A 25,950-nucleotide genomic window follows, 5' to 3' on the forward strand; every position below is an offset into this window, starting at 1 on the left:
ACCGGTCCATCCGCAGGTGGACGGCAACACACCCTGGGACCGGATACCCTTTGACCAGACACGCGCCCTACCCACAACAGCACACGCGGCCGAGGAGTCACCCGGATGAGCACGACCCAGAGCGAGAGGCTGCGAGAACTGCTGGAACCGCTCGTCGGCTCCCAGGGACTCGATCTCGAAGAGGTCGCGGTGGACTCAGTGGGCCGCAAGCGGGTGCTGCGCGTGGTCGTCGATTCGGACACCGGTGCCGATCTGGACCAGATCGCCGATGTGAGCCGCGCGCTCTCGGCGAAGCTCGACGAGACCGACGCGATGGGCGCGGGCGAGTACACCCTGGAAGTCGGGACGCCCGGTGCCGAGCGCGAACTCACCGAACACCGTCACTACGTACGCGCCACCGACCGGCTGGTGAAGTTCCAGCTGGCCGAGAGCGGTGAGCTGGTCGCCCGGATCATCACCGTGGACGACGACGGCATCGACGTGGAAGTGCCCGGTGTGAAGGGGCGCAAGCCCACCGCCAGGCGGCTCGCCTTCGCGGACGTCGTCAAGGCCCGCGTCCAGGTCGAGTTCAACCGCAAGAGCAAGAACGACGACGTCGAAGACGTCACGGACACCACAGACAACGAAGAGAACGCAGAGGAGGCGTAGCCGTGGACATCGACATGAGTGCCCTGCGGGGCTTGGTGCGGGAGAAGGAGATCTCCTTCGACCTGCTGGTCGAGGCGATCGAGTCGGCGCTCCTCATCGCCTACCACCGCACCGAGGGAAGCCGCCGCCACGCGCGCGTGAAGCTCGACCGGGAGACCGGTCATGTGACCGTGTGGGCGAAGGAGGACCCCGAGGACCTGGAGGAGGGGCAGGAGGCGCGCGAGTTCGACGACACCCCGTCCGACTTCGGCCGGATCGCCGCCACCACCGCCAAGCAGGTCATCCTGCAGCGCCTGCGGGACGCGCAGGACGACGCGACGCTCGGCGAGTACGCGGGCCGCGAGGGCGACATCGTCACCGGAGTCGTCCAGCAGGGCCGCGACCCGAAGAACGTGCTCGTCGACATCGGCAAGCTGGAGGCCATCCTGCCGGTGCAGGAGCAGGTCCCCGGCGAGACGTACCCGCACGGCATGCGCCTTCGGTCGTACGTCGTCCGGGTGGCGAAGGGCGTGCGCGGTCCGTCCGTGACGCTGTCCCGCACGCATCCCAATCTGGTGAAGAAACTGTTCGCCATGGAGGTGCCGGAGATCGCCGACGGGTCGGTGGAGATCGCCGCCATCGCGCGCGAGGCCGGCCACCGTACGAAGATCGCCGTCCGCTCCACCCGCAGCGGCCTGAACGCCAAGGGCGCCTGCATCGGCCCCATGGGCGGCCGGGTGCGCGCGGTGATGGGCGAGCTGAGCGGCGAGAAGATCGACATCGTCGACTGGTCGGACGACCCGGCCGAGATGGTCGCCAACGCGCTCTCCCCGGCGCGGGTCTCCAAGGTCGAGGTGGTGGACCTCGCGGCCCGCTCCGCGCGCGTGACGGTGCCGGACTACCAGCTGTCCCTGGCGATCGGCAAGGAAGGGCAGAATGCCCGGCTCGCGGCCCGGCTGACCGGGTGGCGCATCGACATCCGTCCGGACACCGAACAGCCGTCCGACCAGGCAGGGGAATAGATCTCGGCCGCGAGTGGCTTAGATCACGACAACAACCGTTCGATTCTTCCCCCGAAGGGGTGAGGTCGGTGCGGGGAGGTAGACTTAGCGGTGTCTGGCCGGACGCGAGCCCGCGCATGCCCTGAACGCACCTGTGTGGGGTGCCGGGAGCGAGCGGCCAAGAAGGAACTGCTGCGCATCGTGGCGGTCGAGGGCGAATGCGCTCCCGATCATCGCGGTACGCTGCCCGGCCGGGGCGCGTATCTGCACCCCGCCCTGGTCTGTCTCGACCTGGCGGTACGCCGCCGGGCGTTCCCACGGGCGCTGCGTGCCCAGGGAACGCTCGACACAAAGGCGTTGCGTCTCTACGTCGAGCAGGCGACACAGTAAGAGCGAGTCGTACGGAACCTCCGTGCGGCCCGGTATTCCGCGAGTTGGAAGTAGGTCGAGATTGCGATGAGCACTCGATGAGCACGCGATGAGTACGCCCATGAAGTAGCGACGGTCCGGACGCACCCGGACCTAAAAGGAGCGAAGTGGCTAAGGTCCGGGTATACGAACTCGCCAAGGAGTTCGGGGTGGAGAGCAAGGTCGTCATGGCCAAGCTCCAAGAACTCGGTGAATTCGTCCGTTCGGCGTCCTCGACGATCGAGGCGCCCGTTGTACGCAAGCTGACAGACGCCCTTCAGCAGGGCAGCGGAGGCGGCAAGCCCGCCCCCGCACGTAATGCTGCCCCGGCTCGTCCGGGTGCCCCCTCTCCGGCGCAGGGTGCCCGTCCGGGTCCTGCCGCCCCGCGTCCGCCGGCCCCGAAGCCGGCCGTCGCCGAGAGCGCCCCCGCGGCTCCCGCAGCCCCGGCCGCGCCCGCCACACCGGTCTCCGCCGGTGGTCCCCGTCCGGGTCCGCGGCCCGCGCCGCGTCCGGCTCCGGCCTCGCCGGCGCCGACCACGCCCGAGTTCACCGCCCCTCCGGCGGCTCCGGCGGCACCCGCCGCCCCTGCCTCCAACGGCGGTTCCAGTTCTGCCCCGCGTCCGGGCGCCCCGCGTCCGGCCAGCCAGGCTCCCCGTCCGGGCGGTGCCCGTCCGGCCGGTCCCGGCCAGGGTGGTCAGGGTCGTGGCGACCGTCCCGAGCGCAGTGACCGTGGCGACCGTCCCGGCGCACCGCGTCCGGCCGGTCAGGGCGCGCGTCCCGGTGCTCGTCCGGCCGGTCCCCGTCCGGGCAACAACCCGTTCACCTCCGGTGGTTCCACCGGCATGGCGCGTCCCGGGGCCCCTCGTCCCGGCGGTGCTCCGCGTCCCGGCGGTTCGGACCGTCCCGGTGCTCCCGGTGGCGCTCCGCGTCCGCAGGGTGCCGGTCAGGGCGGTCCCCGTCCCCAGGGCGCTTCGGGCGGTGCCCGTCCGGGTGCTCCCGGCGGCGCTCGTCCGAGCCCGGGCGGCATGCCCCGCCCGCAGGGCGGCGCTCCGCGTCCCGGCGGTGGCCCCGGTGGCAACCGTCCGAACCCCGGCATGATGCCGCAGCGTCCCGCTGCGGGTAGCCCCCGTCCCGGTGGCGGCCCCGGTGGCCGTGGTCCCGGTGCCGGTGGCGGTCGTCCCGGTGGTCCCGGTGGCGGTGGCGGCGGTCGTCCCGGTGGCGGCGGCGGCTTCGCCGGTCGTCCGGGTGGCGGCGGTGGCGGTTTCGCCGGTCGTCCCGCGGGTCCCGGTGGCGGTGGCGGCGGTTTCGCCGGCCGTCCGGGTGCTCCCGCCGGTGGCGGCGGTGGCCGTCCCGGCTTCGGTGGCCGTCCCGGTGGTCCGGGTGGCCGCGGTGGCACACAGGGTGCCTTCGGTCGTCCCGGTGGTCCCGCGCGTCGCGGTCGCAAGTCGAAGCGGCAGAGGCGCCAGGAGTACGAGGCCATGCAGGCCCCGTCGGTCGGCGGTGTGATGCTGCCTCGTGGCAACGGACAGTCCGTCCGTCTGTCGCGCGGTGCGTCCCTCACCGACTTCGCCGAGAAGATCAACGCCAACCCGGCGTCGCTCGTCGGCGTGATGATGAACCTCGGCGAGATGGTCACTGCCACGCAGTCCGTCTCCGACGAGACGCTGAAGCTCCTCGCGGACGAGATGAACTTCGTCCTGGAGATCGTCAGCCCGGAGGAGGAGGACCGCGAGCTCCTGGAGTCCTTCGACATCGAGTTCGGCGAGGACGAGGGCGACGAGGAGGACCTGGTGGTCCGCCCGCCGGTCGTGACCGTCATGGGTCACGTCGACCACGGTAAGACCCGCCTCCTCGACACCATCCGCAAGACGAACGTCGTCGCGGGCGAGGCCGGTGGCATCACCCAGCACATCGGTGCCTACCAGGTCGCGACCGTCGTCAACGAAGAAGAGCGTCGCATCACCTTCATCGACACCCCGGGCCACGAGGCGTTCACCGCCATGCGTGCCCGTGGTGCCAAGTCGACCGACATCGCGATCCTCGTGGTGGCGGCCAACGACGGTGTGATGCCCCAGACGATCGAGGCGTTGAACCACGCCAAGGCGGCCGGTGTGCCGATCGTGGTCGCGGTCAACAAGATCGACGTCGAGGGCGCCGACCCGACCAAGGTGCGCGGTCAGCTCACCGAGTTCGGTCTGGTGGCCGAGGAGTACGGCGGCGACACGATGTTCGTCGACATCTCCGCCAAGCAGGGCCTCAACATCGAGAGCCTGCTGGAGGCCGTGATCCTGACCGCGGACGCCTCGCTCGACCTGCGGGCCAACCCGGAGCAGGACGCGCAGGGCATCGCGATCGAGTCCCACCTGGACAAGGGCCGCGGCGCCGTCGCGACCGTCCTGGTCCAGCGCGGCACCCTGCGGGTCGGCGACACCATGGTGGTCGGCGACGCGTACGGCCGTGTCCGCGCGATGCTCGACGACAAGGGCGACAACGTGGAAGAGGCGGGTCCCTCGACCCCGGTCCTCGTCCTCGGACTCACCAACGTCCCGGGCGCCGGCGACAACTTCCTCGTCGTCGACGAGGACCGCACGGCACGTCAGATCGCCGAGAAGCGGGCGGCGCGCGAGCGCAACGCCAACTTCGCCCGGCGTGGTGTCCGGTTCTCCCTGGAGAACCTGGACGAGGCCCTCAAGGCCGGTCTGGTGCAGGAACTCAACCTCATCATCAAGGGCGACGCGTCCGGTTCGGTGGAGGCTCTCGAGTCCTCGCTGCTCCAGCTCGACGTCGGCGAAGAGGTCGACATCCGCGTCCTGCACCGCGGCGTGGGTGCGGTCACCGAGTCGGACATCGACCTGGCGACCGGCTCCGACGCGATCGTCATCGGCTTCAACGTCCGCGCTGCGGGCCGCGCGGCGCAGATGGCGGAGCGCGAGGGCGTCGACGTCCGGTACTACTCGGTGATCTACCAGGCCATCGAGGAGATCGAGGCGGCCCTGAAGGGCATGCTCAAGCCGGAGTACGAGGAGGTCGAGCTCGGCACGGCGGAGATCCGCGAGGTCTTCAAGTCGTCCAAGCTGGGCAACATCGCCGGTGTCCTGGTCCGCTCCGGAGAGGTCAAGCGCAACACCAAGGCGCGCCTCGTCCGCGACGGCAAGGTCATCGCGGAGAGCCTCAACATCTCCGGTCTGCGTCGCTTCAAGGACGACGTCACCGAGATCCGCGAAGGGTTCGAGGGCGGTATCAACCTCGGCAACTTCAACGACATCAAGGTCGACGACGTCATCGCGACGTACGAGATGCGCGAGAAGCCTCGCGGCTGATCGACACAGCACGCGATCGGGGCCGGTCGGCGGAGAGAATTTCCGTCGATCGGCCCCGGCCGTTGCGTGTACGGTTCCTGTATCGGCGTCCGAGACCGGCGCCCATACCCCGAACCGGCGGGACATCCGGACACACATGTATGTGGGGACTCTGTCCTTCGACCTGCTCCTCGGCGACGTCCACTCGCTGAAGGAGAAACGCTCTCTCGTCCGTCCGATCGTGGCCGAACTCCAGCGCAAGTACGCGGTGAGTGCGGCCGAGACGGGCAGTCAGGACCTCCATCGCAGGGCCGAGATCGGGCTCGCGGTGGTCTCCGGGGACACGGGACACCTCACCGACGTACTGGACCGCTGCGAGCGACTCGTCGCCGCGCGGCCCGAGGTGGAACTGCTCTCCGTTCGACGCAGACTCCACAGCGACGAAGACTGAAGCCGGACGAAGACCGAAGCCGGACGAAGACCGAAGCAAGCGGCAAGACGTAGTTGCAGCAAGACGTAGTTACTAAGGAGACGGACCAGTGGCCGACAACGCGCGTGCCAAGAGGCTGGCGGACCTCATCCGAGAGGTGGTGGCCAAGAAGCTGCAGCGCGGGATCAAGGATCCGCGGCTCGGCACGCACGTCACCATCACGGACACCCGGGTGACGGGTGACCTGCGGGAGGCGACCGTCTTCTACACGGTGTACGGGGACGACGAGGCGCGGGCCGAGGCGGCTGCCGGACTGGAGAGCGCCAAGGGCGTGCTCCGTTCCGCGGTGGGCGCCGCGGCGGGCGTGAAGTTCACGCCGACCCTCACCTTCGTCGCGGACGCCCTCCCGGACACCGCCAAGACCATCGAGGACCTCCTCGACAAGGCACGGCAGTCCGACGAGAAGGTACGCGAGGTCTCGGCGGGCGCCGCGTACGCCGGTGACGCGGACCCGTACAAGAAGCCGGACGACGAGGACGACGACGAGGACGACACCGCCGAATGACCGAGAAAACCCCGACGCCCGACGGCCTTGTCATCGTGGACAAGCCGTCGGGCTTCACCTCGCACGACGTGGTCGCCAAGATGCGCGGCATCGCCCGCACCCGCCGCGTCGGGCACGCAGGCACCCTCGACCCCATGGCAACGGGCGTACTCGTCCTGGGAGTCGAGAAGGCGACCAAGCTCCTGGGACATCTCGCCCTCACGGAGAAGGAGTACCTGGGCACGATCCGCCTGGGCCAGAGCACCCTGACCGACGACGCGGAGGGCGAGATCACGGGGTCGACAGACGCCTCGAAGGTCACCCGGGACGCCGTCGACGCCGGGATCGCCAAGCTCAGCGGCCAGATCATGCAGGTCCCGTCCAAGGTCAGCGCCATCAAGATCAAGGGCGTCCGCTCGTACAAACGGGCCCGCGACGGCGAGGACTTCGAGATCCCCGCCCGCCCCGTCACCATCTCCTCCTTCGCGGTCTACGACGTCCGGGACGCCGTCGCCGAGGACGGCACCCCCGTCCTGGACCTGGTGGTCTCGGTGGTCTGCTCGTCCGGCACGTACATCAGGGCCCTGGCCCGCGACCTGGGCGAGGACCTCGGCGTGGGCGGTCACCTGACCGCTCTCCGCCGCACCCGCGTCGGCCCGTACAAGCTGGACACGGCGAGGACCCTGGACCAGCTCCAGGAGGAGCTGACCGTGATGCCGATCGCCGAGGCGGCCGAGGCCGCGTTCCCGCGCTGGTCCGTGGACAGCAGGCGGGCGAAGCTGCTGCTCAACGGCGTCCGCCTGGACATCCCCGAGGAGTACACGGGCGTCGGCGCGGTCGGTGTCTTCGACCCCGAGGGCCGTTTCCTGGCGCTGGTGGAAGAACAGAAGGGCAAGGCGAAGAGCCTCGCGGTCTTCGCCTGAGAGTCCCTCCGGGGGTAGGGCCCAAGACAAGAGCAGGGCGGGGGCGGGGTCTCAAGTCCCGCCCGTGGAGCGGCGGTCACGGGGTCCACGTTCCCGCCGCTCCACGGTCCCCCCTCGGTTCCCCCACCCCTAGGGTGTATCCAACCCTCCGCTTCTATTCACCCGTCCGGGCAGGCGCTCGGAGTGAACCGAGGGAGCGGAAGGGGGCGCGTTCACCACGCGATCTGTCCCGCTGATCACGCCACGCCTACCGTCGAACACAGGGCATGGGTACGGCGGGGAGGTTCGACCATGGCGGGACGTGGCCCGCGGACGGGCGGCGGCCGTCGGACGCGGGGAGACGCACGGGCGGAGCGGTCAACGCGGGGCGCCGCGTCCGCTGTTGGCGATGTGATCGATGCGGCGCCCCCTGCTGCTGACGGGGCCGGTGCCGCCTTCGCTGTCGGTGACGAGTCCTTGGTGCGCATCCGTGACCTCGCCGGGCGCCCGCGCGGCACCGGCTTCGTCGCCGACCACCACGGCACGGTGATCACCAGCCACGAAGCGGTCGACGGACTGCCCCGCCTCGTCCTGCACGCCGCCGGCGACCGCACCTGCCTCGTGACCGCCGACGCGGTGACCCCCCTGCCCGCCCTTGACCTCGCCCTCGTCCGCACCGAGGGCCTCGGCGTCGACCCGCTCCCCGTCACGGTCCGGGACCGCGTCGAGACCGGCACCTACGTCCGCGTGGCCGCCGACCGCTGGCGCGAGGCCCGCCTCCTGGGCGCGACCTCCGTGACGTATACGGCCACCGACCGCTTCCATCTCCTCGACGACGCCCTGGAGTTGGCGATCGGCACGGCGGGGCGGGACGCGCTGCGGCTGGGCGGGGGAGCGGCCGGGGGCCCGGTCCTCGACGCGGTGACCGGCGCGGTGATCGGTGTCCTCGGCACCGCGTTGCAGTCCGGCCAACGGGACACGGGGTTCGCGGTGCCACTACGCCAAGTAGGCGGTACGGAGGGCCCGTTGGGCGACCTCCTCGCACGGAATTCGGCGACGGTGCCCGCGTACGGCGCCGACCTCAATCTGGCGGGAGTCCTGGAACTCACGGCCACGTCGGTGGGCTCGGACGGGCCACCGGGGGCGCTCGCGGGGTTCGTCGGTCCCGGCCGTGACGGCGACGGTTCGTGTGTGGTGGAGCCCGTTGAACGCCCGTCGCTGGTACGGGAGTTCACCGCGTTCGTCGAGAGTCCGGCCGCCGTGCTGGGCCTCGTCGGAGCGCCGGGCAGCGGCCGTACGACGGAACTCGCGGCGCTCGCCGCGCGGCGCAACGGGGGTGCGGAACCGGCTCCCACGCTGTGGCTGCGCGGCGCCGATCTGCGGGACGGGGATGCGTCGGTGGCGGATGCGGTACGTAGGACGGTGGAGCGGGCGGCACGGATCGTCGCCGCGTCGGTCGCCCTGTCCGGGAACTCCGGTGACCTCGACAACCTCGGCGATGTCGGCCCCGAGCGGCTGGCACGGGTTGCCCGTGACGCCGGGCGGCCCTTGCTGCTGCTGCTCGACGGGCCTGAGGAGATGCCGCCTGTGCTCGCGCATCGGCTGGGCGGGTGGACCCGGGGGACGGGGGAGTGGTTGCGGGAGAGCGGGGCGCGGTTGGTGGTGGGGTGTCGGGCGGAGTACTGGGAAGGGGCGGGGTTTTCGGGGGAGTTGCTGTACGGGGGGTTTGATTCCGGAGCACCCGAGCCCATGGACGCGGGCCCGCACAACTCAGCCCGTCCGGCGTTTGAGGACGAGGCCGTTCAGGCCGATGGGGGGTCTGGGGGCGCAGCCCCCAGGGGCGTTCCGCCGGCGTGCGTTCACCTTGGAGACCTCGGCCCGCACGAAGCCCGCCGAGCCCGCGCGGCGTACGGCGTTCCGGAAGGTGTCCTCGCCGAAGCCGATGCCCGGCATCCCCTCGCCCTGCGGCTCCTCTCCGAGGTGCTTGCCGCGCTGCCCGCCGCACCCGGCGCCCCGCTCGACCGGGACGACGTGTTCGCCGCCTACCTCGACCTCATGTGCCTGCGGATCGCGGTCCGGCTCGCCGCCGAGAACGGGCTGCGCGGCACCGCCGTACGACGGCTCGCCGCCAAGGTGTCCGGGCAGGTGCACGAGGCGGCGCGGCGGAGTCTCGGCCCGGGGCAGGGGGAGTTGGACCGGGAGTCGTTCGAGGCGGTGTTCCCGTGGGGTCCCGCACCGGCGCGGCTCGGCGGTGGCAGCGGGTGGGCGTCCGCCGTCCTCACCGAGGGGCTGCTCGTGCCGGCCGGGACCGGATACCGGTTCGCCCACGAGGAGTTGGCCGACTGGATCCAGGGCACGCACCTCGACCTCGACGAGGCCCTGCGGGCGCTGGTCCACCGGTCCAGGACCCCGCAAACCGGGCATCCACTCCCCGTACCGCACCACCGCATCGGCCCCGTCGTACAGGCCCTGCTGCTCCTCGCCCGGCAACACGGCACCCACCAACTGGCCCCGCGGCTGGAGGAGTTGGCGGATGCCCTGAACGCCGACCCGGACTCCTGGTGGGCCGCACACCTGCTCGCCGAGGTGCTGCGAAGGGTGCCCGATGCCACGCCGTACGGCAACGCATTGCGGCTGCTGGCCGACCAGTTGGTGGCGCGGAGGCAGCAACAGGCGGCCCTACCAAAGGAGTTCGCGCCGGAGTTCTGGACCGCGCTGCGCCTGCCGCAAGCCGAACGGTTCGAGTTGCTGCGGAGGCTCGTGCTTACCGACGGACCCCCGCAGGGCGCCGCTCCGCCCCGATTCCTGGACACCGCCGCCGAGTTGCTCGCCGCCGACCCCGCCGTCGTACAGCCGCTGCTGGCCCGGTGGTTCGACGACGAGCGGTCGTTGCCCGCGACGCCGGAGGCGACCGTGGCGACGGCCGCGCAGGCTCTGCTGCACACGCATCGGCGGCGGGCGCTGGACGATCTGACGGAGGTGCTCGTCGGCTGTGCGCACGGGCGGGCCGACGAACTCCTCGCCGTACTGGCCGAGGAGGAGCCGTCGGCCGTGTGCCGGGCGGTGGACCGGTGGGCGCACGACGAGCGGCCGGCGCGCAGGGTGGCGGCGGTGGCGTACGGACTGCGGGCGGCTCCGCACGTACGGACCGAGGCGGACCGTGAACTCCTGCGCTACGCGGCCGAGTTCCTCCTGGCCCGCCCCGCCGACTCCACCCTGCACGGCGGCGCGCTCGCCCTCCTCGTCCGCGATCCGCGCACCCGCACCCGCCATCTCCCGCAGGCGCTACGGCACTTCGCGTCCGGCGACCCCCAATTCCCGCCGAGCGCCCTGGCCGCCGCCCTGACCACGCACCCCGAACCAGTCCTCGAAGCCTTCCGCGCCCGCCTGCACGGACCGCACGCGACCGAGGCCGTCCGTACGCTCGCCGACGTCACGACCCCGGCCCTCGCCCGCCGGGCCGCCGCCCTGGTGCGCGAGACCGCCGTACGGTGGCCGGAGACGGCCGCGTACCTCGGCGTCTACGTCGACCGCTGCCTCGACCACGGCCCCACCGCCGGCGTCCTCCTGTTCCCCCTGGTCACCGGCCTCCTGAGCGGTGGCCCGGCGTCGGTGCGGATCGCCCTCGCGCCCGTGCTCGCCGCCCCCGGCACCCCGATCTCCCGCCCCCTGCGCCGCGAGCTCCTGGAGTTCCTGCTCACGCACGAGCACGACCCCGCCGTGCTGGACGCACTCCTGCACACGGCAGGCCGCCGTGACGACGACGAGATCCGCGACCTCGTCCACCGCACCGGCCGGCTGCTCGTCCGGACCCCCGCGGGCGCGACCCGTTTCGACCGCGGACTCGTCGACCTGGGCCGCCACGTGCCCGGCTTCGCCGCCCTGATGGCCCGCTGGCTGGCCGACACCCCGGAGGACTGGGCGGCGGTGGTCGGACCCGGCACGCGGCGCATGATCGAGAACCTGGCCGGAGTGGGGGTTCCCGCATAGCGGCCTCGGCACGTGCGCCCGGTCACAGCCTCCAGGCCGATGCCGGACGGAGGTGCCTGGCATGGCACCCTTAGACCTGCGCATGAGGTCTTTGACTTTCTCGGACTTTCTTCGACTGTCAAAGACAATCAGGTCTACATACGGACACGGGTTCGATGAGGAGCGGTCACAGTGCAGCGCTGGCGTGGCTTGGAGGACATCCCTGAGGACTGGGGGCGCAGTGTCGTCACCATCGGTTCTTATGACGGGGTCCACCGCGGGCACCAGCTGATCATCCGGCATGCCGTGGAGCACGCCCGTGAGCTGGGCGTTCCCTCGGTCGTCGTCACCTTCGACCCGCACCCCAGCGAGGTCGTGCGCCCCGGCAGCCACCCCCCGCTGCTCGCCCCGCACCACCGCCGGGCCGAACTGATGGCCGAGCTGGGGGTGGACGCGGTGCTGATCCTGCCGTTCACCAAAGAGTTCTCGAAACTGTCCCCGGCCGACTTCGTGGTCAAGGTCCTGGTGGACAAACTGCATGCGAAGGCGGTCGTCGAGGGTCCCAACTTCCGCTTCGGCCACAAGGCCGCGGGCAATGTGGCCTTCCTGATCGAGCAGGGCAAGACATACGACTTCGAGGTAGAGGTGGTGGATCTTTACGTGAGCGGTGCGGCGGGCGGTGGTGAGCCCTTCTCCTCCACACTGACCAGGCGGCTGGTCGCCGAGGGCGACGTCGAGGGCGCCCGCGAGATTCTCGGCCGCCCGCACCGGGTGGAGGGCGTCGTCGTGCGCGGCGCCCAGCGCGGTCGCGAGATGGGCTTCCCGACGGCCAACGTCGAGACCCTGCCCCATACGGCGATCCCGGCGGACGGCGTCTACGCCGGTTACCTCCACGTCCAGGGCGAGGCCATGCCGGCCGCGATCTCGGTCGGCACGAACCCGCAGTTCGACGGCACCGAGCGCACGGTGGAGGCGTACGCGATCGACCGCGTCGGCCTCGACCTGTACGGCCTGCATGTCGCCGTCGACTTCCTCGCCTTCGTGCGCGGCCAGGCGAAGTTCGACTCGCTGGAGGGCCTGCTGGAGCAGATCGCGCAGGACGTGAAGCGATGCCGGGAGCTGATCTCGGCGGACACGGCGGACGCCGGGTAGCTGTTCTCGTCTCTACGACGCCGAAGGGCGGCCGGTACCCCCACGGGTACCGGCCGCCCTTCGTGTGCGCCTACTGCTGCGGGGGTGCGGGCGGAGGCGGCGGGGGCGGAGTCCGGTCGCCGTCCTGCTGAGGAGCCTGCGGGGGTTGGCCGTAGCCCGGGTGCTGCGGGTACGGCGGCGGGGGCTGCTGACCCGGGTGCTGGGGATACGGCGGGGCCGGCTGCTGCGCCGGGGGCTGACCCTGCTGGGGGTAGGGCTGCTGGCCGTACAACTGCTGGCCGGGGTGCGGCGGTTGGGGCTGCGGTTGGTGCTGTTGCTGTTGTTGCTGCTGGGGGTAGGGACCGGGCTGGCCGGGAGCGTGCTGGCCCGGGTACGGCTGCTGGCCCGGATAACCCGGTTGTCCCTGCTGCCCTTGCTGTCCGGGCTGTCCCTGCGGTCCCGGGTAGCCCGGGTATCCCTGCTGGCCCGGCATCGGCGGGGCCAGTACGGGCGGGGGATTGCCGTCGTTCGTCCACAGGCCGTGCATCTGCTGGTGGCGGACGAAGTCCTCGGCGACCAGGGCAGCGAGGTTGAAGTACGACTCCCGGACCTTCGGCCGCATCATGTCGAGGTCGACCTCCGCACCGGCGGCGAGATGCTCGTCGAACGGCACGACCACGACACCCCGGCAGCGCGTCTCGAAGTGGCTGACGATGTCCTCCACCTTGATCGTCTTGCCGGTCTCGCGGACACCGGAGATGACGGTGAGCGAGCGTGAGACGAGGTCGGCGTACCCGTGCGCCGACAGCCAGTCCAGCGTCGTACTCGCACTGCTCGCACCGTCCACGGACGGCGTCGAGATGATGATGAGCTGGTCGGCGAGGTCCAGCACACCGCGCATCGCGCTGTAGAGCAGACCGGTACCGGAGTCGGTGAGGATGATCGGGTACTGCTTGCCCAGGACGTCGAGCGCGCGCCGGTAGTCCTCGTCGTTGAAGGTGGTGGAGACGGCCGGGTCGACGTCGTTGGCGATGATCTCCAGACCGGAGGCCGCCTGGGAGGTGAACCGGCGGATGTCCATGTACGAGTTGAGGTACGGGATCGCCTGGACCAGGTCGCGGATGGTCGCGCCGGTCTCGCGGCGCACGCGGCGGCCGAGGGTGCCGGCGTCCGGGTTGGCGTCGATCGCGAGGATCTTGTCCTGGCGCTCGGTGGCGAGCGTGGAGCCGAGCGCGGTGGTCGTCGTGGTCTTGCCGACACCGCCCTTGAGGCTGATCACCGCGATCCGGTAGCACGACAGCACCGGCGTACGGATCAGCTCCAACTTCCGCTGCCGCTCGGCCTCTTCCTTCTTCCCGCCGAGCTTGAACCGCGAGGGCGCGGCACCGGGCCGACCACTCTTCGCCTTCTGCTTCTTGTTGCTGAGCAGCCGGTCCGACGACAACTCCACGGCAGCGGTGTAACCGAGCGGCGCGGCACCGGGGTTGGTCGGCTGCCGCTGGTCGTGCTGGATGGGCTGCGGCCAGGCGGTGCCGGTGCGGGGGTCCACCGGGGGTTGAGCCTGGGGGTGGGGCTGCGCCTGGAGGTGGGGCTGCGGCTGGGGTGTGTGCGGGGGTTGCGGTCCGTCGGGCTGGGCCTGCTGCTGCGCGGGAGCCGGGGGCGCAGGGGGGAAGCCGTAGCCGCTCTGGGGGTTGGGCGGGGCCTGCTGGGCGGGTGCCGGGGGGAAGCCGTAACTGGCTTGCTGGTCTGGGGTGTTGGGGTTGGGCGGGCCCGGTTGCGCGGGTACCGGGGGGAAGCCGTAACTGCCCTGCTGGTCCGGCGCGTTGGGGGTGGGCGGGGCCTGCTGTGCCGGTCCCTGTGGGAAGCCGTAGCTGCCCTGTTGGTTCGGGGGTGCCGGGGTAGCCGGGGTCTGCTGCGCGGGCGGGAGCGGGAAGCCGTAGCCGCCGTTTTGGTGGTTCGGTACGGCGGGGTTGGGCGGGCTCTGCTGGGCGGGTGCAGGGGGGAAGCCGTAACTGCCTTGCTGGTCCGGGGTGTTGGGGGTGGGCTGAGTCGGCGGTGCCGGTGGGGGCGGGAAGCCGTAGCCGCTTTGCTGGTTCGGCGCCGGGGCCGGGGGTGTGGTGGGCGGGAAGCCGTAACCGGTGGGGCCGACCACGGGCGTGGGTGCCGGGCCCTGCGGGGTCGGTGCCGGCGGTGCGTCCCAGGCCGCCGGTGCCGGTTGCGGTGGGTGCGGCTGGAACGGGGGCTGCTGCTGAGGCGGCAACGGCGGCTGGGCCGGGGCGGCGACGGGCTGCTGCGGCACGGGCGGTTGGGGCGCGGCGGGGTCCACCGGCGGCTGCTGAGCCTGGGGGTGCGGCTGCGCGGGCCACTGGTCGGCCGGGGCCGGGGCGGCGGGCTGGTAGGACGGCGGCAGCGGCGGGATTCCGCTCTGCGGGGCCGGCGGGGGAGCCCAGGCGGGAGGGGCTTCCTGTACGTCGGCCTGTACGTCACCGGTGGCACCCGTTGCACCCGTTGCACCCGTGGCCGGGTCGGTGGGCTGGGGGGAGTCGGCCTCGGGTGTGGGCGTGGATGGCGTTGCCGGTGTGGCGTCGGTGTTGCTCGGCTCGTGCTCCGGGGCGTCGGCCACGTCGCCGGTCGCGTCATCCGCCGGGGCGTCGGCCGGGTCGATGGCGGGGGCCGTGTCGGGGGCTGCCGTGGGCGCGGAGGTGTCTTCGGTGCGCTGGCCTTCGGCGGAGTTCGCGGATTCCGTGGAGTCCCCGGCATCCGTCTCGGCGACCGTGCCGTCCTCGTCCTGCGTGCTCAACTCGGCGGCGTCGGTGCCCTCGGCGTCACCGTTCTCCGGGACCTCGCCTTCGAACTCCGGCTCCCCGAAGCCCGATTCGGAGTCACCGGCACCGGTACCCGAACCTTCGGCACCTTCCGTACCTTCGACGGAACCCTCGGCCGGATCCGGAGCCACCGGGGTCTCCGCGTCGGCCTGCTCAGGGGCTGCCTGCGCCGGAGCGGCATCCGCCTCCGCACCACCCCGCTCCACGACCTCCCGCTTCAACGCGGCGGACGAGATCCGCATCGTCGCCCCGCTCGCGATGTCGCCGCTCTCGGGGTCCTCCTCGGCGGGGACCGCAGGCGGCTGCGGCGCAGCCGGTTGAACCGCAGCCGGCTGACCCACGGGCGGCGGGACCGCGGCCGCGGGCGCCCACCCGGACTGGAAGCCGGAGTTGTCCGGTGGCACGGGCACCGGGAACGTGGGGCCGACCGGAGGCGCCGGAGGCGGGGGCGGCATCGCCATACCGCTCGCCGGGGTCGGCGGCGGTGAGGCCTGCGCGGACGCGCCCGACGCGCCGGACGAGTTCTGCGTGTACCAGGCCGGCGGCGCGTAGTCGATCGTGAACTCGCCCGTCATCTCGATGGCGGACTCGTCGTCGGGCTGGTCATCGCCGGGCGTGGCCCAGCCCCCGCGGATCCCGTCCCGATCGCTGCTCACAATTCCTCCTGGTGTGGTCGAGCACCCTCGTGTCGTGCCGGGGCGACGGTTCGCACCGTCCGATGCGCCGGGTTGTCCCCCTGGGGCCCCTGGGCCACGCACCACCCGCTCGCGGATACTCGTGACGTGCCCCGTCCCAGCCTAATCACCAAAGCCGTGGACTCGGCAGGCCCGCCCACCCCTTCGTGAATGCCCGCACGACCGAGACCGGCGATAGCGGATCAAATCACCCTGGAAATCGACCAAATGGGACAGGTGGGGTATGTCATTCTGCGCGGTCGGTCCTCCGGTCGGTCCTCCGGTCGGTGCTCCGGTCGGTCCGTCCGTCAGTCCATACGGCGGGCCACGCCCAGCAGGCCGACCTCCGCGTCCGTCGGCTGGGTCATCACGTACTGCCGATCCCGCTCCGTGCACCACAGCGTGACGCCGTCGGGCAGCGTGGGCAGTGCGTCGAGGTCGAGCCGCGGCAGGCCGATCACGCGCCCGATCTCCGCCGCCTCGTCCGGCGACACCCGCTGCACACCCACCAGGCGTGCCTGCCGCATCAACCGCGGTGCGACCGGGCTGAGATACGGCAGCAGCGTGAGCACGGACTGCCAGGGCGCCGATGTCACCCGCCCGCGCGGCGGCCGCATCCCGCAGTCCCGCACCACCAGCACGGGCGTACCGGCGGAGGCGCCCTGCGGGGGGACCCGGCCGACGTCGTACACCGCGAGGCCGTTCTGGCCGCCGCCCATCGCGTGCACCATCTGCATCCAGGCCTGCGGCCGGCCCGTCTCCACGGCGACGCGCGCACCCGTGGCCGCCGCGCGCAGCGCCAGTACCTGGGCCGTCCAGAGGCCGCTGATGAGCAGGATGTCGTACGGCGTGGGGCGGTTGACCCCGAGCACGGCCGGCCGGCCCTCGGGGTCCATGCCGACCACGACGCCGTCGTCCCCGATGGGCAGCGACAGCGCCTCCACCTGGTCGACGGGCAGTGTGTGGCGCGGATGGCGGGGGCCGAGCAGGCCGAAACCGGCGCGCAGCCGGGAGGCGAGGCCGGTGGCCCGGGGCTCGGTGGGTGTCATGGTCATCAGCGGGCACCTCCGAGGGGCAACGTGGCGAGAACACCGGGGAGTTGTTCACGGTCCAGGCGGGCGATTCCGGTACGTGCCTGACGGGCGGCCTGCTCCAACTCGCGCCGTGCGTCGGTCAGTTCCTGGTTGCTGCGGCCGGTGATCCGCAGGTGCCCGGTGAGTGCCACGTCCTGCTGCTCGCCCCGGGCCAGCGTCAGGCTGAACGTCGTCGCCAGCGCGGGGACCGCGGTCAGTTGGGCCACCAGCTGTGCCAACGAGGTGCCGGAATCGCCCAGTTGGGGCCAGCGGCGCACCCAGTAGGTGGTGTGCCGGCGGTTGTCGCAGCGCCAACTGCGGCTGGACTCCTCGGTCCGCCGCTGCGGCGCCTCGCTCCGCCCGGCCTGCGCGGTCACCATCGGGTTGGCGCACGCGGAGGTGGCGATCGCGGCCGTCAGCTCCTCCTCCGAGAGCACGGTGGCCCGCAGCCCGGCACCGGACAGCCGGCTCGACAGATGCTCCGCCGACCGCGCCAGACACTTCTGCGCGCCGACCAGCCCGCCGCCGCGCGCGGCCACGGCCTCGGGGCACAGTTCGGGGTCGAGCTTCAGCGCGATCCAGGTGATGCGGACCGCCGGGGAGCCCGTCTGGGCCTGCAGTGGCGCGTAGTTGCTCACCACGACCGACTGCTGGGGCAGATGCAGCGCGGGCGCGGGCTGCGTGTGCACCACGATCTGCGCCGATTCGAGGCGGATGCCGTCGACTTCGAGGGTGTCCCGGACGAGACCCACGGGCAGCGGTCTGCGCCCGCGCTCGGCCCGCAGCGCGCCCGCGTCCGACTCCACCTGGAGGACCGCGGTGAGGAAGTCGCCGTCGCCGATCATCCCGACCGGCCGCCGGTCGCGGTCGTCACCGCGGTGGTAGCTGTACGTGCGCAGGTTCGGGTCGCACTCCACGGCGGGCGCGAGACCGGCGTCGATCCCCGGCGGCACCGGCGTGCCCGCGGCCCGCCGGGTCCGGGCGCGCAGCGCGAGCAGCGTGCCGAGCCACTCCGGCAGGGAGCGCCCCCGGCGTCGTACGACAGCGAGGACCACGAGAAGAACGGCGAGCGCGATCGCCGGCACGAGCGCCATCGGGCCGACGAGCCAGCCGGACACCACGAGCGCGGCGGCGATCTCCAGCAGCACCAGCCGCTGGGTCGTGAACGAACCTCCGCGCCCCGAGCGGGACTTCAGACGCGGCGTGAAGGAACCGTGGAAGGAACCGCGGTGCGCACCCGTGCCGCTCACGTGATCCGACCCGGACTCGGACCCGGCTCCGGATCCTGATTGCGATCGCGACCGGTTCCGCGTTGCGGAAGCCATCACTCCAAACCCCCCGAACTATCCCGAAATTCCCTGCGCCGTTCTCCGCGCCCGGGTCCCCTCAAGGCCCGAGCACCCTACCCGTGACGCAAGCACACCCACGCAACAGGCATAGTAGGGGGCGGGTCTGACACCAGAGGTATCAGAGGCAATCGGGGGCAGGGGACGTATCTCCACAGGTCCTCCACGGCTCCGCACGGGGAGAGAGCGGACACAGATGGCATCACGGCGTGACGAACTCAACGCCTACACCTTCGCGAAGCGCCGTACGCTCGCGTCCTTCCTGCAGCCGTCGCCGTCGGGCTCGGACGAAGGTGCCCCGAAACCGCTGAGCGCGGTGGTGCCCGGCCTCGTCATCGGCGTGGTGATCCTCGCGGTGTTCGGCGGTATCGGCATGTTCAAGCCGACGGCCCCGCCGGGCTGGTCCAAGCCCAACGAGCACGTCATCGTGGCGAGCAAGTCGACGACGCGGTATGTGGTGTTGAAGACGGGCAAGCAGGCCCAGCTCCACCCGGTCCTCAACATGGCCTCCGCCAAACTCCTCCTGGACCCGAGCAACGACTCCGTCATCACGGTCGACGAGAAGGTCCTCGACAGCGGCAAGCCCCCGCACGGCGCGACCATCGGCATCCCGTACGCCCCCGACCGCCTGCCCTCCTCCGGCGAGGCCGAGGCGGCGAAACGCTGGGCGGTCTGCGAGAGCCCCTCCGCCGGTGGCCGGTCCATCCAGAAGGCGGCGTTCGTCCTCGCCGAGAAGGACTGGTCCACGACCGAGGGAAGCGACAAGCTCGGCGGCGGCGACCTCATGTACGTCGTCGGCCCGGACGGCAAGAAGCAGTACGTCGTCGACGCCAAGGGCACCGCCTACCCGCTCGCCAACCCCTCCGACAAGGAACTCCTGAAGGCCCTCGACACCCAGCGCCGAGCCCCGCAACGCGTCTCCCAGGAGTGGCTCGACACCCTCCACAAGGGCGACCCGATCGAGATCCCGAAGATCACCGACGGCACCCCGGGCACGAAGGCGAACGCGCTCACCGGTCCGGCGGTGCGGGAGTACGACAAGGTCGGCGAGGTCCTCAAGGCCAACGAGGGCCAGTCACTGACCTACTACGTGGTGCTGCCCGGCAAGGTCGCCCGCATCACGGAGTTCGTCGCCACGCTGCTGCTCAACAGCAGTGCCCTTCTCCCGACCGAGCAGACGGGCGAGGCACAGCCGGTCAGCCCGGGCGCGATCACCGACAGCACGACCTTCGAGGCCGACAAGACCTGGCCGACGTACATGCCGAAGACGGTCAACGACGGCACCAGCGCCACCAGCGGCCGCAACACGGTCTGCAATGTGCTGCGTTCGGTCGGCAGCGGCAACAGGACGACACTCTCCACCTGGGTGGGCACCGACTTCCCGGCGGCCCTCCCCACCGGCTCCTCCAGCGCGTACGTCACCGCCGGCTCGGGCCAGCTCTACCGCCAGGTCATGGGCACCGAGGCCGACGCGGGCCCGGTCTTCCTGGTCACCGACACGGGCCTGCGCTACGCCCTGCAGTCCAACAGCGACAGCGCCACCGACGACAGCGGCATCGGTACGACGGCCAAGCAGCGCAAGGACGAACTCAGCGAGGCCAAGATCGCCCAGACCCGCCTCGGCTACGAGAAGGTCACCCCGGCACCCGTCCCCGCGGAGTGGTCGACGTTCCTGCCGACGGGCCCGCGCCTGTCGGAGGCGGCGGCCCGTCAGCCGCAGGGTTCGTAGGCGCGACGGGGGCATGAACTCATGCTGATTTCAGGGATGTCGAGGACGCGCGGGCTGGTCCGTACGGCGGCGGGGTCGGCGGCGGTCGCGCTCACGGTGACGACGTCGATGCTGGCCGTACCCCTGTCGCTGGCGACCGCCGCCCACGCGGACGACGGCCAGTGCACGTTCCCGTCGAAGCCGTACGCGGGCCGCCCCTGGGCGCTGCAACGCGTCAACCTGGACGAGCTGTGGGCCCAGTCCACCGGCAAGCACGTCAAGGTGGCCGTCATCGACACCGGAGTCGACGTCAAGAACCCGCAGTTGAAGAAGGCGGTCGACGCGTCGGCGGGGGAGAACCTCCTGCCCACCAAGAACACCAAGGGCGAGAAGATCGACCGCGGCAACAACCAGGGCACCACCGACACGGTCGGCCACGGCACGCGCGTGGCGGGCATCATCGCGGCCCGCCCCGCCAAGGGCACGGGTTTCGTGGGCCTGGCCCCCGACGCGACGATCATCCCGATCAAGCAGAACGACGCGGAGGGCGACGGCACGGCAGCGACCCTGACGACGGCGATCGACGACGCCGTCAGGAAGGGCGCCGGCGTCATCAACATCTCCCAGGACACGGCGAACGCCGTAGCCCCCGACGACAAGCTCGAAGCGGCCGTGGACCGCGCTCTGGAACGCGGTGTCGTGGTCGTCGCCTCGGCCGGCAACGACGGCCTCGGCGGCAACGTCCAGATCACCTACCCGGCGTCGTACAAGGGCGTCCTCGCCGTAGCGGCCTCCGACCGCAACAACGAACGCGCCTCCTTCTCCCAGTCCGGCGAGTTCGTCGGCGTGGCCGCCCCCGGCGTCGACATGATCTCCACGGTCCCGGGCAACGGCCACTGCTCCGACAACGGTACGAGCTTCTCGGCGCCCTATGTCGCGGGCGTGGCGGCCCTGTTGAAGTCCAAGTACCCCGACTGGACGGCCCAGCAGATCATCGCCCAGATCGAACAGACCGCGGAGCGCTCCATCTCCGGCCACGACCGCCTGGTCGGCTGGGGCGTCGTGGACCCGGTCAAGGCCCTCACGGACGTGGACCCCGAACACCCCGTCGAGACCCCCGAGCCCGAGGGCGGCGTGGCGAAGGGCGAGGCACCGTCGGTCACTCCCGTCCACTTCGGCGAAACGGCGGACGAGCGGAACACACGGCTGGGCACGTACGTGGTCGTCGGCGGACTGGTCGCGGTGGCGGGGCTGGGCGGCACGGCAGTGGCGATACGGGATGCCCGGCGGCGGCGTCGGGTTGGGGGTGGGGCGGGTGGGTGACGGGGGTGAACGCCAACCTCAACGACCTTTTGGTGGGCGGCAGTTGGACGCGCTGACCGAGCTGAACATCATCGGCGTCGCCGACGACATGGAGTGGAGCGACGGGAGCTGACGAGCGCGGTGCGGGGAGCCACGGACGACCTGGACGGCTGCACGTACCAGACCGATCAGTCCGGCAACCCTCTTCACTTCGACGACTACGAGACCCTGATCAAGGACAAGGTGACCGGGAACGGCGCCGGCGACGCCCCGGGAACGGGCGCGAACAAGCGCGACTACACACCGCCCGGCATCACCGGCGGGCAAGGGACGTTGACGTTTCCGGGGTATCGGCTGTGGTGAGCGTCGAGACCCCGGTCAGGAGTTCTGCTTGCAGGGTTCCTGTTTCTTGATCGCTGCCGTGTAGCCGGAGATCAGGCTCTTCATGGCCGACTCGTCCGGGCGTGCCGGCTTCAAGACGCTGACGAGGGTGCTGATGTCTTCCTCCACCACGCCGGTACCACGGCACTTGAGCAGTGACACGGCAGCCTTGTCGGCGTACGCGATGGTGTCGCCCTCCGCGAGTTTCGGCCGTGCGATGGAGAGTTGGGTGAACAAGATGTGCCGAGCCGAGTCGCCGGTGTCGATTCGCTCCCGGCTCAACGTCAACACCCTGACATCGTCGGCGCTGACCGTGCACAGAAGCACGTCGTCGGTCGAACCCTTCGCCACAGTGGTGAGGTGCTTGCCGGAGGCGGGCAGGAGCTGAGAGAGCGCGTCGGTCGGAACGCTCACCCCGCACAGGGACTTGGGAACCGTGAACTCCCGACCCGGCTTCTCCGCCGAACAGCCGACCGCGGCGGTGGCGGTGGCGGCGACGAGGACGGAGACACCGCGCAGGATGTAGGGCTTGTGCCTCACTTCGCGTCACTCTCCGAGTTCCACTGGGCGCCGGCTGAGTGGCTGACACCCGCGGCCGTGCGAGCGGCGCGCCGCAGATCGTCGGCGGTGTCGTAGTTGATGTCCTGATTGTTCACCAGCGCGTGATTGACCGCGGCCTGGGCCGAGTCGATGGCTGCGTCGCGACCGAGAGCGTATTGGTTACCGGCTTCTTGTTCCGCTTCGGTCGTCGTGTCTTGCTCGATGCTCTTCATGATGGATTCCTGGATGTCCTCGGAGGCCCATGCGAGAGGAGCGCCGGCAATGGGAACGCGTTCGCCGACCTTTTCGAGGCCCATCCCCAGGATGCGATCCACCCATTTCTGTTTGTCGGCTGCCGCATCGTTGAATTCCGTGTCCGATGCCGCGTGATACTCGTAGATCGCGTTGGCTCTGGCGTCGCTCATGATGCCGGCGATCGTCGCACCCGGCGCGACGACGTCACCCACACGTCCGTCCAGCGAGGCCGTCGATTCACTGCCACCGTTGATGACGTGGTCCACGACCTCGGTGGTGTAGGTCTGCTGCGCACTCGTGATCGCCGAATAGGCATCGGGATCCTGTCCCACCGCGCCCAGGAATCGAGCGGCGTGACCGGAGTCCAGGCCGGCTGCCGTACCGAACGTCGGGAACAGATCGCTGTTCGGGTCTTCCTTGTACATGGCCCGCTGGAAATCGCCCATGTACTCGGCGGTGATGTCTCCGAGGCTGCCGCGCAATCCGTACAGAGGCCCCGACTCCTCGTCTTCCAGATCACCGTTCTCGTTGTGTCGAATGAGTTCCGGATTCTGACCGAACTTGTTGACGATGTCATTGACCAACTGTGCTTGAGGACCGGAGTGCTTGATGGCGTCACCGGTGTCGTCGTCGTAGGATCGCCCGGTCGTCGCCGACTCCAGCGCGTGCCCGAGTGCTTCGGGGCCGAAGTTGAGTGCGTTCTTCGTTTTGTCCTCGTCGGCGAGGATATTCGCGTCGTTGGTGTCGACCGTCCAGGTGAAGTCTTTGTCCGTGAACAGATCGAGATACGAGTTGAACCCTGGGCTGCCGCCGACCTTCTCCGTGCCGTCCTCGTTGTACACGGTCGGTGGCTGCGTGAAGAACTTCTCCGAGGCCTCCGGGCTGTGACCGAGTGCCTCCAGCACGCTGTTGAGCGGGTCGTTGCCGGAGCCCAGTTGGCCCGACGGATTGAAGCCGTAGGCATCCTCTTGGCCCGTGGGCTTGTTGTTGAGGAAGAAGTACGGGTCCTTCTTGTGCAGTTGGGTGACGTGTTCGGCGATCGGATCGAGGAACCGGGGGTCGTAGTTGCCGTAGCGCAGTAGTCCGCCGAGGATCTGGTAGCCGTACGGTTTGTTCCACTGTCCCTGCTCCCAGCCGATCTGCTGGGTGCCCAGGCGACGAAAATCGGATCCCCAAGTCGCGGGCAGATGATGCTTCGTGTCCGGGTCCGTGGCGTTGGCCAGCGCGAACCCCATGTTCTGCTGAAGGTCCTTCATGGCGTTCAGCCGGACCTTGCTCGCGTCGGGGTCCGTCCCGTCGATCGACATCGCGGCATAGAACTCAAGCGTCTTCTCCGGCCCGCCGAGCCCTTGGTAGAACTCGGTCGCGAACTCGCCGTCCTTCTCCCGGCCGTTGAAGCGCATCAGCCGGTTGAACTCCTGCAGTTCCGCGTCGCTCATCTTGTCGCCCTTGCGGGCGAGTTCCAGCGCGCGTTCGGCCTGGGCGTCGTTCAAGGACTCGTATGTGCTGTGGCCGGCGTTGTGGGCATCGTCGCCGTGGGTCTTGCGAAGCGCGCGGGCGACCGAGGCGTCGACCTCCGCGGCATGGGCGAGGATCCCGTTGATCCGGTTCTCCAACTCCCGCTTGGCGTCGAGCTGTTCCTGTGTGCGCTCGTCGGTATCGCCACGGACGTGGGGGAAGATGCAGACGACCTTTCCGTCCCCGATGTCGTTCACGCGTACGCCAAGAGCGCTCGCGTCCTTCCCCGCGGCGTCCTTGACCTGCTTCTGGAGCGCGACGAGCTCCGGATGCCCGTCGGCGAGCACCTGATAGATGCTGTTGGCCTCGGCGTGAAGGTCCGAGACCTCCTTCGCGGTCTTCGCGATGAAACCGCGGGTCACCGTCGCGTTGACGCCGGCCCACTGTGCGGAGTCCGACTTCGCCTGCATTCCGCTGCGAGCGTTCTCCGCCGCTGTCTTGAGGCTGTCGACGGTCTTCTTCCAGTCCGATACGGCGGTACCGAGCTTGTCGAGATCGACCTCGACGAGGTCCGTGAAGGTGAGAGCCACAGCCGGTTCCCCTACTTGAAGTACTCGTTGAGTTTCGACACCGATACGGCCGAGCCGTCACTGGCGCGAAGGACTGTCCCGATCTCCGCGTCGTCCTCGGAGTGACGCTTCTCGCTGTAATCCAGGTGGTCGGAGATGTGTGCACAGGCCTGCAGCACGGACTTGACCTGGGACGTCCACACCTCGACGGTCTTCTCCAGGGCGCCGCCCGTCTCGAAGCCATGCGACTTCAGCGCGCCGGCGGCCTGGGTGGTCGAGCCTGCGCCGTCCTTGCCGGCCCCTGCGGCGGCGATGTCCGCCCCGGCGTGGATGTCGTCGTAAAGGACGCGTGCCTCGTGCCCTACGGCACCGAGGTCGTCCTGGTGCACGACGAGGTCCCCGGAGCCCCCGCCTCCGCCGTCCGGTGCCAACTGATTGAGACGCATGTGGGTCGGCTGTCGCTCAGCCGCCTGGGACTTGAGCTGCTCCCACTCCTCCCACGCCATGCGTGGACCCCTTCCCCGTGTGCTCTACCGCAGGTGCTTCCGCTCGGCGAACGCGGCCGCCTCTGTCCTGTCGCGCGGTCAAGTTAGCAACCCGACCCGGGCAAAGTCCGGGTCATGTCTGCATTGTCCTGATTGTTCTCGCGTGAAGCTTCGGAGGAGATGGCCAGGTCGGCCCCGGCCGGATCTGGCGTCAAGCGGGCGACCGGCGTTGCTCCTGTCGCGTGTTGATCGCGTGTGGAAATTTAATGAAGGTCGCGAGGAGTGACACTTTCGCGGCGGTCTACCGCGGTCACGATTGACTGACCGGCGGCTTGGGTAACGGATCTGCGGCCATGCAGTCGACGGGCGCAAACCGGCAAACCGGGCAAAGTGTGGCGCCCGCGCAAGTGTCGTAACTGAGTTAACACACAGGCTGGTTGGCCCCGATGTGCAGGTTGACTACAGTGGTAAAGGCGTTGTCAGACGCGGCTCACTTTGCGATCGTACGGTGAGCGATTGATCGTCCCCGGTCGGGCCGCGGCCGGTGGACGTACGGGGAAACGGGGAGGGGCGTCGTGCTTCCGGCGGACATGGTGGGGGGCGTGTCGGCTACCAGGGCGGCGAACCTGGAGGCCAGCGGGGAGGCTCTGGGTCTCTTCGTGAAGCGGGTCGATGCGGTTCTCCGTGATCTTGAGGGGTCTGCGGGCAACCCGACACGGGTGGGCGCCCAGACGATCAGCCGGGGTTCGCTCCACAGCGGGGGACATGGCGATTTCTCCGAGGCGGATGACCTTTATCGCCAGTACAACACCGTCCACGAGAAGCTGACGTCTCTCTCGAAGATCTTGCATCTGCAGATCGAGGCGATCGGTATCGCGGTGCAGGGTGCGGCTCACGGCTTCGACAACCTCGAAGAGGAACAGCGGCAGCGGTTCTGGGAGATCCAGTCGGAGATCAAGAGCGGCCAGCATTCCGCAGGTGTCAAGCGCGGCAGTGATGGCAACTCCGGCATGGGCGGGTGAC

The 25,950-nt window shown here is 70.3% G+C and carries 19 protein-coding genes; 13 read left to right on the top strand and 6 right to left on the bottom strand.

Annotation, left to right across the window (positions count from 1 at the left end):
- The first annotated feature begins 105 nt into the window (after window positions 1-105).
- From rimP to OG407_RS36580, 9 genes are all read left to right on the top strand, one after another.
- A complete protein-coding gene (gene rimP, locus OG407_RS36540) occupies window positions 106-648 on the top strand; it encodes a ribosome maturation factor RimP (RefSeq protein ID WP_405863860.1) in 543 nt (180 codons plus the stop codon).
- A gap of 2 nt (window positions 649-650) precedes the next feature.
- On the top strand, window positions 651-1,649 hold the full coding sequence (gene nusA, locus OG407_RS36545; RefSeq protein ID WP_033284955.1) for a transcription termination factor NusA: 999 nt from the start codon (window positions 651-653) through the stop codon (window positions 1,647-1,649).
- 90 nt (window positions 1,650-1,739) lie between these two features.
- Window positions 1,740-2,018 carry a YlxR family protein gene (locus OG407_RS36550; protein ID WP_328678218.1) on the top strand — a complete coding sequence of 93 codons (279 nt, stop codon included), beginning with the start codon at window positions 1,740-1,742 and terminating at the stop codon, window positions 2,016-2,018.
- Between the two features lie 146 nt (window positions 2,019-2,164).
- Window positions 2,165-5,356, top strand: coding sequence for a translation initiation factor IF-2 (gene infB / locus OG407_RS36555; protein ID WP_405863862.1), 3,192 nt, complete (start codon window positions 2,165-2,167; stop codon window positions 5,354-5,356).
- Window positions 5,357-5,492: 136 nt separating this feature from the next.
- Window positions 5,493-5,786, top strand: a complete 294-nt coding sequence (locus OG407_RS36560; protein WP_019064765.1) for a DUF503 domain-containing protein — start codon at window positions 5,493-5,495, stop codon at window positions 5,784-5,786.
- 88 nt (window positions 5,787-5,874) lie between these two features.
- The gene (rbfA, locus tag OG407_RS36565) at window positions 5,875-6,330 is read left to right on the top strand and encodes a 30S ribosome-binding factor RbfA (RefSeq protein WP_019064766.1); all 456 of its coding nucleotides are present in this window, start codon (window positions 5,875-5,877) and stop codon (window positions 6,328-6,330) included.
- Window positions 6,327-7,232 carry a tRNA pseudouridine(55) synthase TruB gene (truB, locus tag OG407_RS36570; protein ID WP_405863865.1) on the top strand — a complete coding sequence of 302 codons (906 nt, stop codon included), beginning with the start codon at window positions 6,327-6,329 and terminating at the stop codon, window positions 7,230-7,232. Before rbfA ends, truB begins: the two co-directional genes overlap by 4 nt.
- Window positions 7,233-7,523: 291 nt before the next feature.
- Window positions 7,524-11,201 (top strand): trypsin-like peptidase domain-containing protein, encoded by a 3,678-nt coding sequence (locus OG407_RS36575; RefSeq protein ID WP_405863867.1) that lies wholly within the window; start codon window positions 7,524-7,526, stop codon window positions 11,199-11,201.
- 171 nt (window positions 11,202-11,372) lie between these two features.
- The gene (locus tag OG407_RS36580) at window positions 11,373-12,332 is read left to right on the top strand and encodes a bifunctional riboflavin kinase/FAD synthetase (RefSeq protein WP_405863869.1); all 960 of its coding nucleotides are present in this window, start codon (window positions 11,373-11,375) and stop codon (window positions 12,330-12,332) included.
- A gap of 70 nt (window positions 12,333-12,402) precedes the next feature.
- Here the strand turns inward: OG407_RS36580 and OG407_RS36585 are convergent, their stop codons facing one another.
- The 3 genes from OG407_RS36585 to eccE form a co-directional block, all read right to left on the bottom strand.
- Complete coding sequence (locus tag OG407_RS36585) at window positions 12,403-15,792, bottom strand: SCO5717 family growth-regulating ATPase (protein ID WP_405863871.1); 3,390 nt, start codon at window positions 15,790-15,792, stop codon at window positions 12,403-12,405.
- A 326-nt stretch (window positions 15,793-16,118) separates the two neighbouring features.
- Window positions 16,119-16,865 carry a hypothetical protein gene (locus tag OG407_RS36590; RefSeq protein WP_405863873.1) on the bottom strand — a complete coding sequence of 249 codons (747 nt, stop codon included), beginning with the start codon at window positions 16,863-16,865 and terminating at the stop codon, window positions 16,119-16,121.
- Window positions 16,865-18,208, bottom strand: a complete 1,344-nt coding sequence (gene eccE, locus OG407_RS36595; protein ID WP_405863875.1) for a type VII secretion protein EccE — start codon at window positions 18,206-18,208, stop codon at window positions 16,865-16,867. The genes OG407_RS36590 and eccE overlap by 1 nt, the downstream gene beginning before the upstream one ends.
- A 217-nt stretch (window positions 18,209-18,425) precedes the next feature.
- On the opposite strand from eccE, the gene eccB reads away from it, so the two are divergent.
- The 3 genes from eccB (at window position 18,426) to OG407_RS36610 (ending at window position 21,602) form a co-directional block, all read left to right on the top strand.
- A complete protein-coding gene (gene eccB / locus OG407_RS36600) occupies window positions 18,426-19,958 on the top strand; it encodes a type VII secretion protein EccB (protein WP_405863877.1) in 1,533 nt (510 codons plus the stop codon).
- Between the two features lie 36 nt (window positions 19,959-19,994).
- Window positions 19,995-21,260: a type VII secretion-associated serine protease mycosin gene (gene mycP, locus OG407_RS36605; RefSeq protein WP_405863879.1), complete on the top strand. Its 1,266-nt coding sequence runs from the start codon at window positions 19,995-19,997 to the stop codon at window positions 21,258-21,260.
- Window positions 21,261-21,353: 93 nt separating this feature from the next.
- The gene (locus tag OG407_RS36610; RefSeq protein WP_405863881.1) at window positions 21,354-21,602 is read left to right on the top strand and encodes a hypothetical protein; all 249 of its coding nucleotides are present in this window, start codon (window positions 21,354-21,356) and stop codon (window positions 21,600-21,602) included.
- Between the two features lie 15 nt (window positions 21,603-21,617).
- On the opposite strand, the gene OG407_RS36615 is transcribed toward OG407_RS36610, so the two are convergent.
- Genes OG407_RS36615 through OG407_RS36625 form a run of 3 tightly spaced genes read right to left on the bottom strand, consistent with a single transcriptional unit; the run spans window position 21,618 to window position 24,948 of the window.
- Window positions 21,618-22,160 (bottom strand): hypothetical protein, encoded by a 543-nt coding sequence (locus OG407_RS36615; protein WP_405863883.1) that lies wholly within the window; start codon window positions 22,158-22,160, stop codon window positions 21,618-21,620.
- Entirely contained in the window at window positions 22,157-24,463 is a 2,307-nt protein-coding gene (locus OG407_RS36620) for a hypothetical protein (protein WP_405863885.1), read from the bottom strand. Before OG407_RS36620 ends, OG407_RS36615 begins: the two co-directional genes overlap by 4 nt.
- Before the next feature lie 11 nt (window positions 24,464-24,474).
- Window positions 24,475-24,948, bottom strand: coding sequence for a hypothetical protein (locus tag OG407_RS36625; RefSeq protein ID WP_405863887.1), 474 nt, complete (start codon window positions 24,946-24,948; stop codon window positions 24,475-24,477).
- Window positions 24,949-25,502: 554 nt separating this feature from the next.
- Here OG407_RS36625 and OG407_RS36630 point away from each other — a divergent pair.
- Window positions 25,503-25,949 carry a DUF2563 family protein gene (locus tag OG407_RS36630; RefSeq protein ID WP_405863889.1) on the top strand — a complete coding sequence of 149 codons (447 nt, stop codon included), beginning with the start codon at window positions 25,503-25,505 and terminating at the stop codon, window positions 25,947-25,949.
- The last annotated feature ends 1 nt before the right edge of the window (window position 25,950 follow it).

It is taken from the genome of Streptomyces sp. NBC_01515 (assembly GCF_045040345.1).
In the GTDB taxonomy this organism is placed as follows: Bacteria; Actinomycetota; Actinomycetes; order Streptomycetales; family Streptomycetaceae; genus Streptomyces.

Coding starts and splice junctions, on each gene's coding strand:
- rimP (WP_405863860.1), top strand. CDS start 106: ATGAGCACGACCCAGAGCGAGAGGCTGCGAGAACTGCTGGAACCGCTC.
- OG407_RS36560 (WP_019064765.1), top strand. CDS start 5,493: ATGTATGTGGGGACTCTGTCCTTCGACCTGCTCCTCGGCGACGTCCAC.
- truB (WP_405863865.1), top strand. CDS start 6,327: ATGACCGAGAAAACCCCGACGCCCGACGGCCTTGTCATCGTGGACAAG.
- OG407_RS36575 (WP_405863867.1), top strand. CDS start 7,524: ATGGCGGGACGTGGCCCGCGGACGGGCGGCGGCCGTCGGACGCGGGGA.
- OG407_RS36590 (WP_405863873.1), bottom strand. CDS start 16,865: ATGACCATGACACCCACCGAGCCCCGGGCCACCGGCCTCGCCTCCCGG.
- eccE (WP_405863875.1), bottom strand. CDS start 18,208: ATGGCTTCCGCAACGCGGAACCGGTCGCGATCGCAATCAGGATCCGGA.
- eccB (WP_405863877.1), top strand. CDS start 18,426: ATGGCATCACGGCGTGACGAACTCAACGCCTACACCTTCGCGAAGCGC.
- mycP (WP_405863879.1), top strand. CDS start 19,995: ATGTCGAGGACGCGCGGGCTGGTCCGTACGGCGGCGGGGTCGGCGGCG.
- OG407_RS36625 (WP_405863887.1), bottom strand. CDS start 24,948: ATGGCGTGGGAGGAGTGGGAGCAGCTCAAGTCCCAGGCGGCTGAGCGA.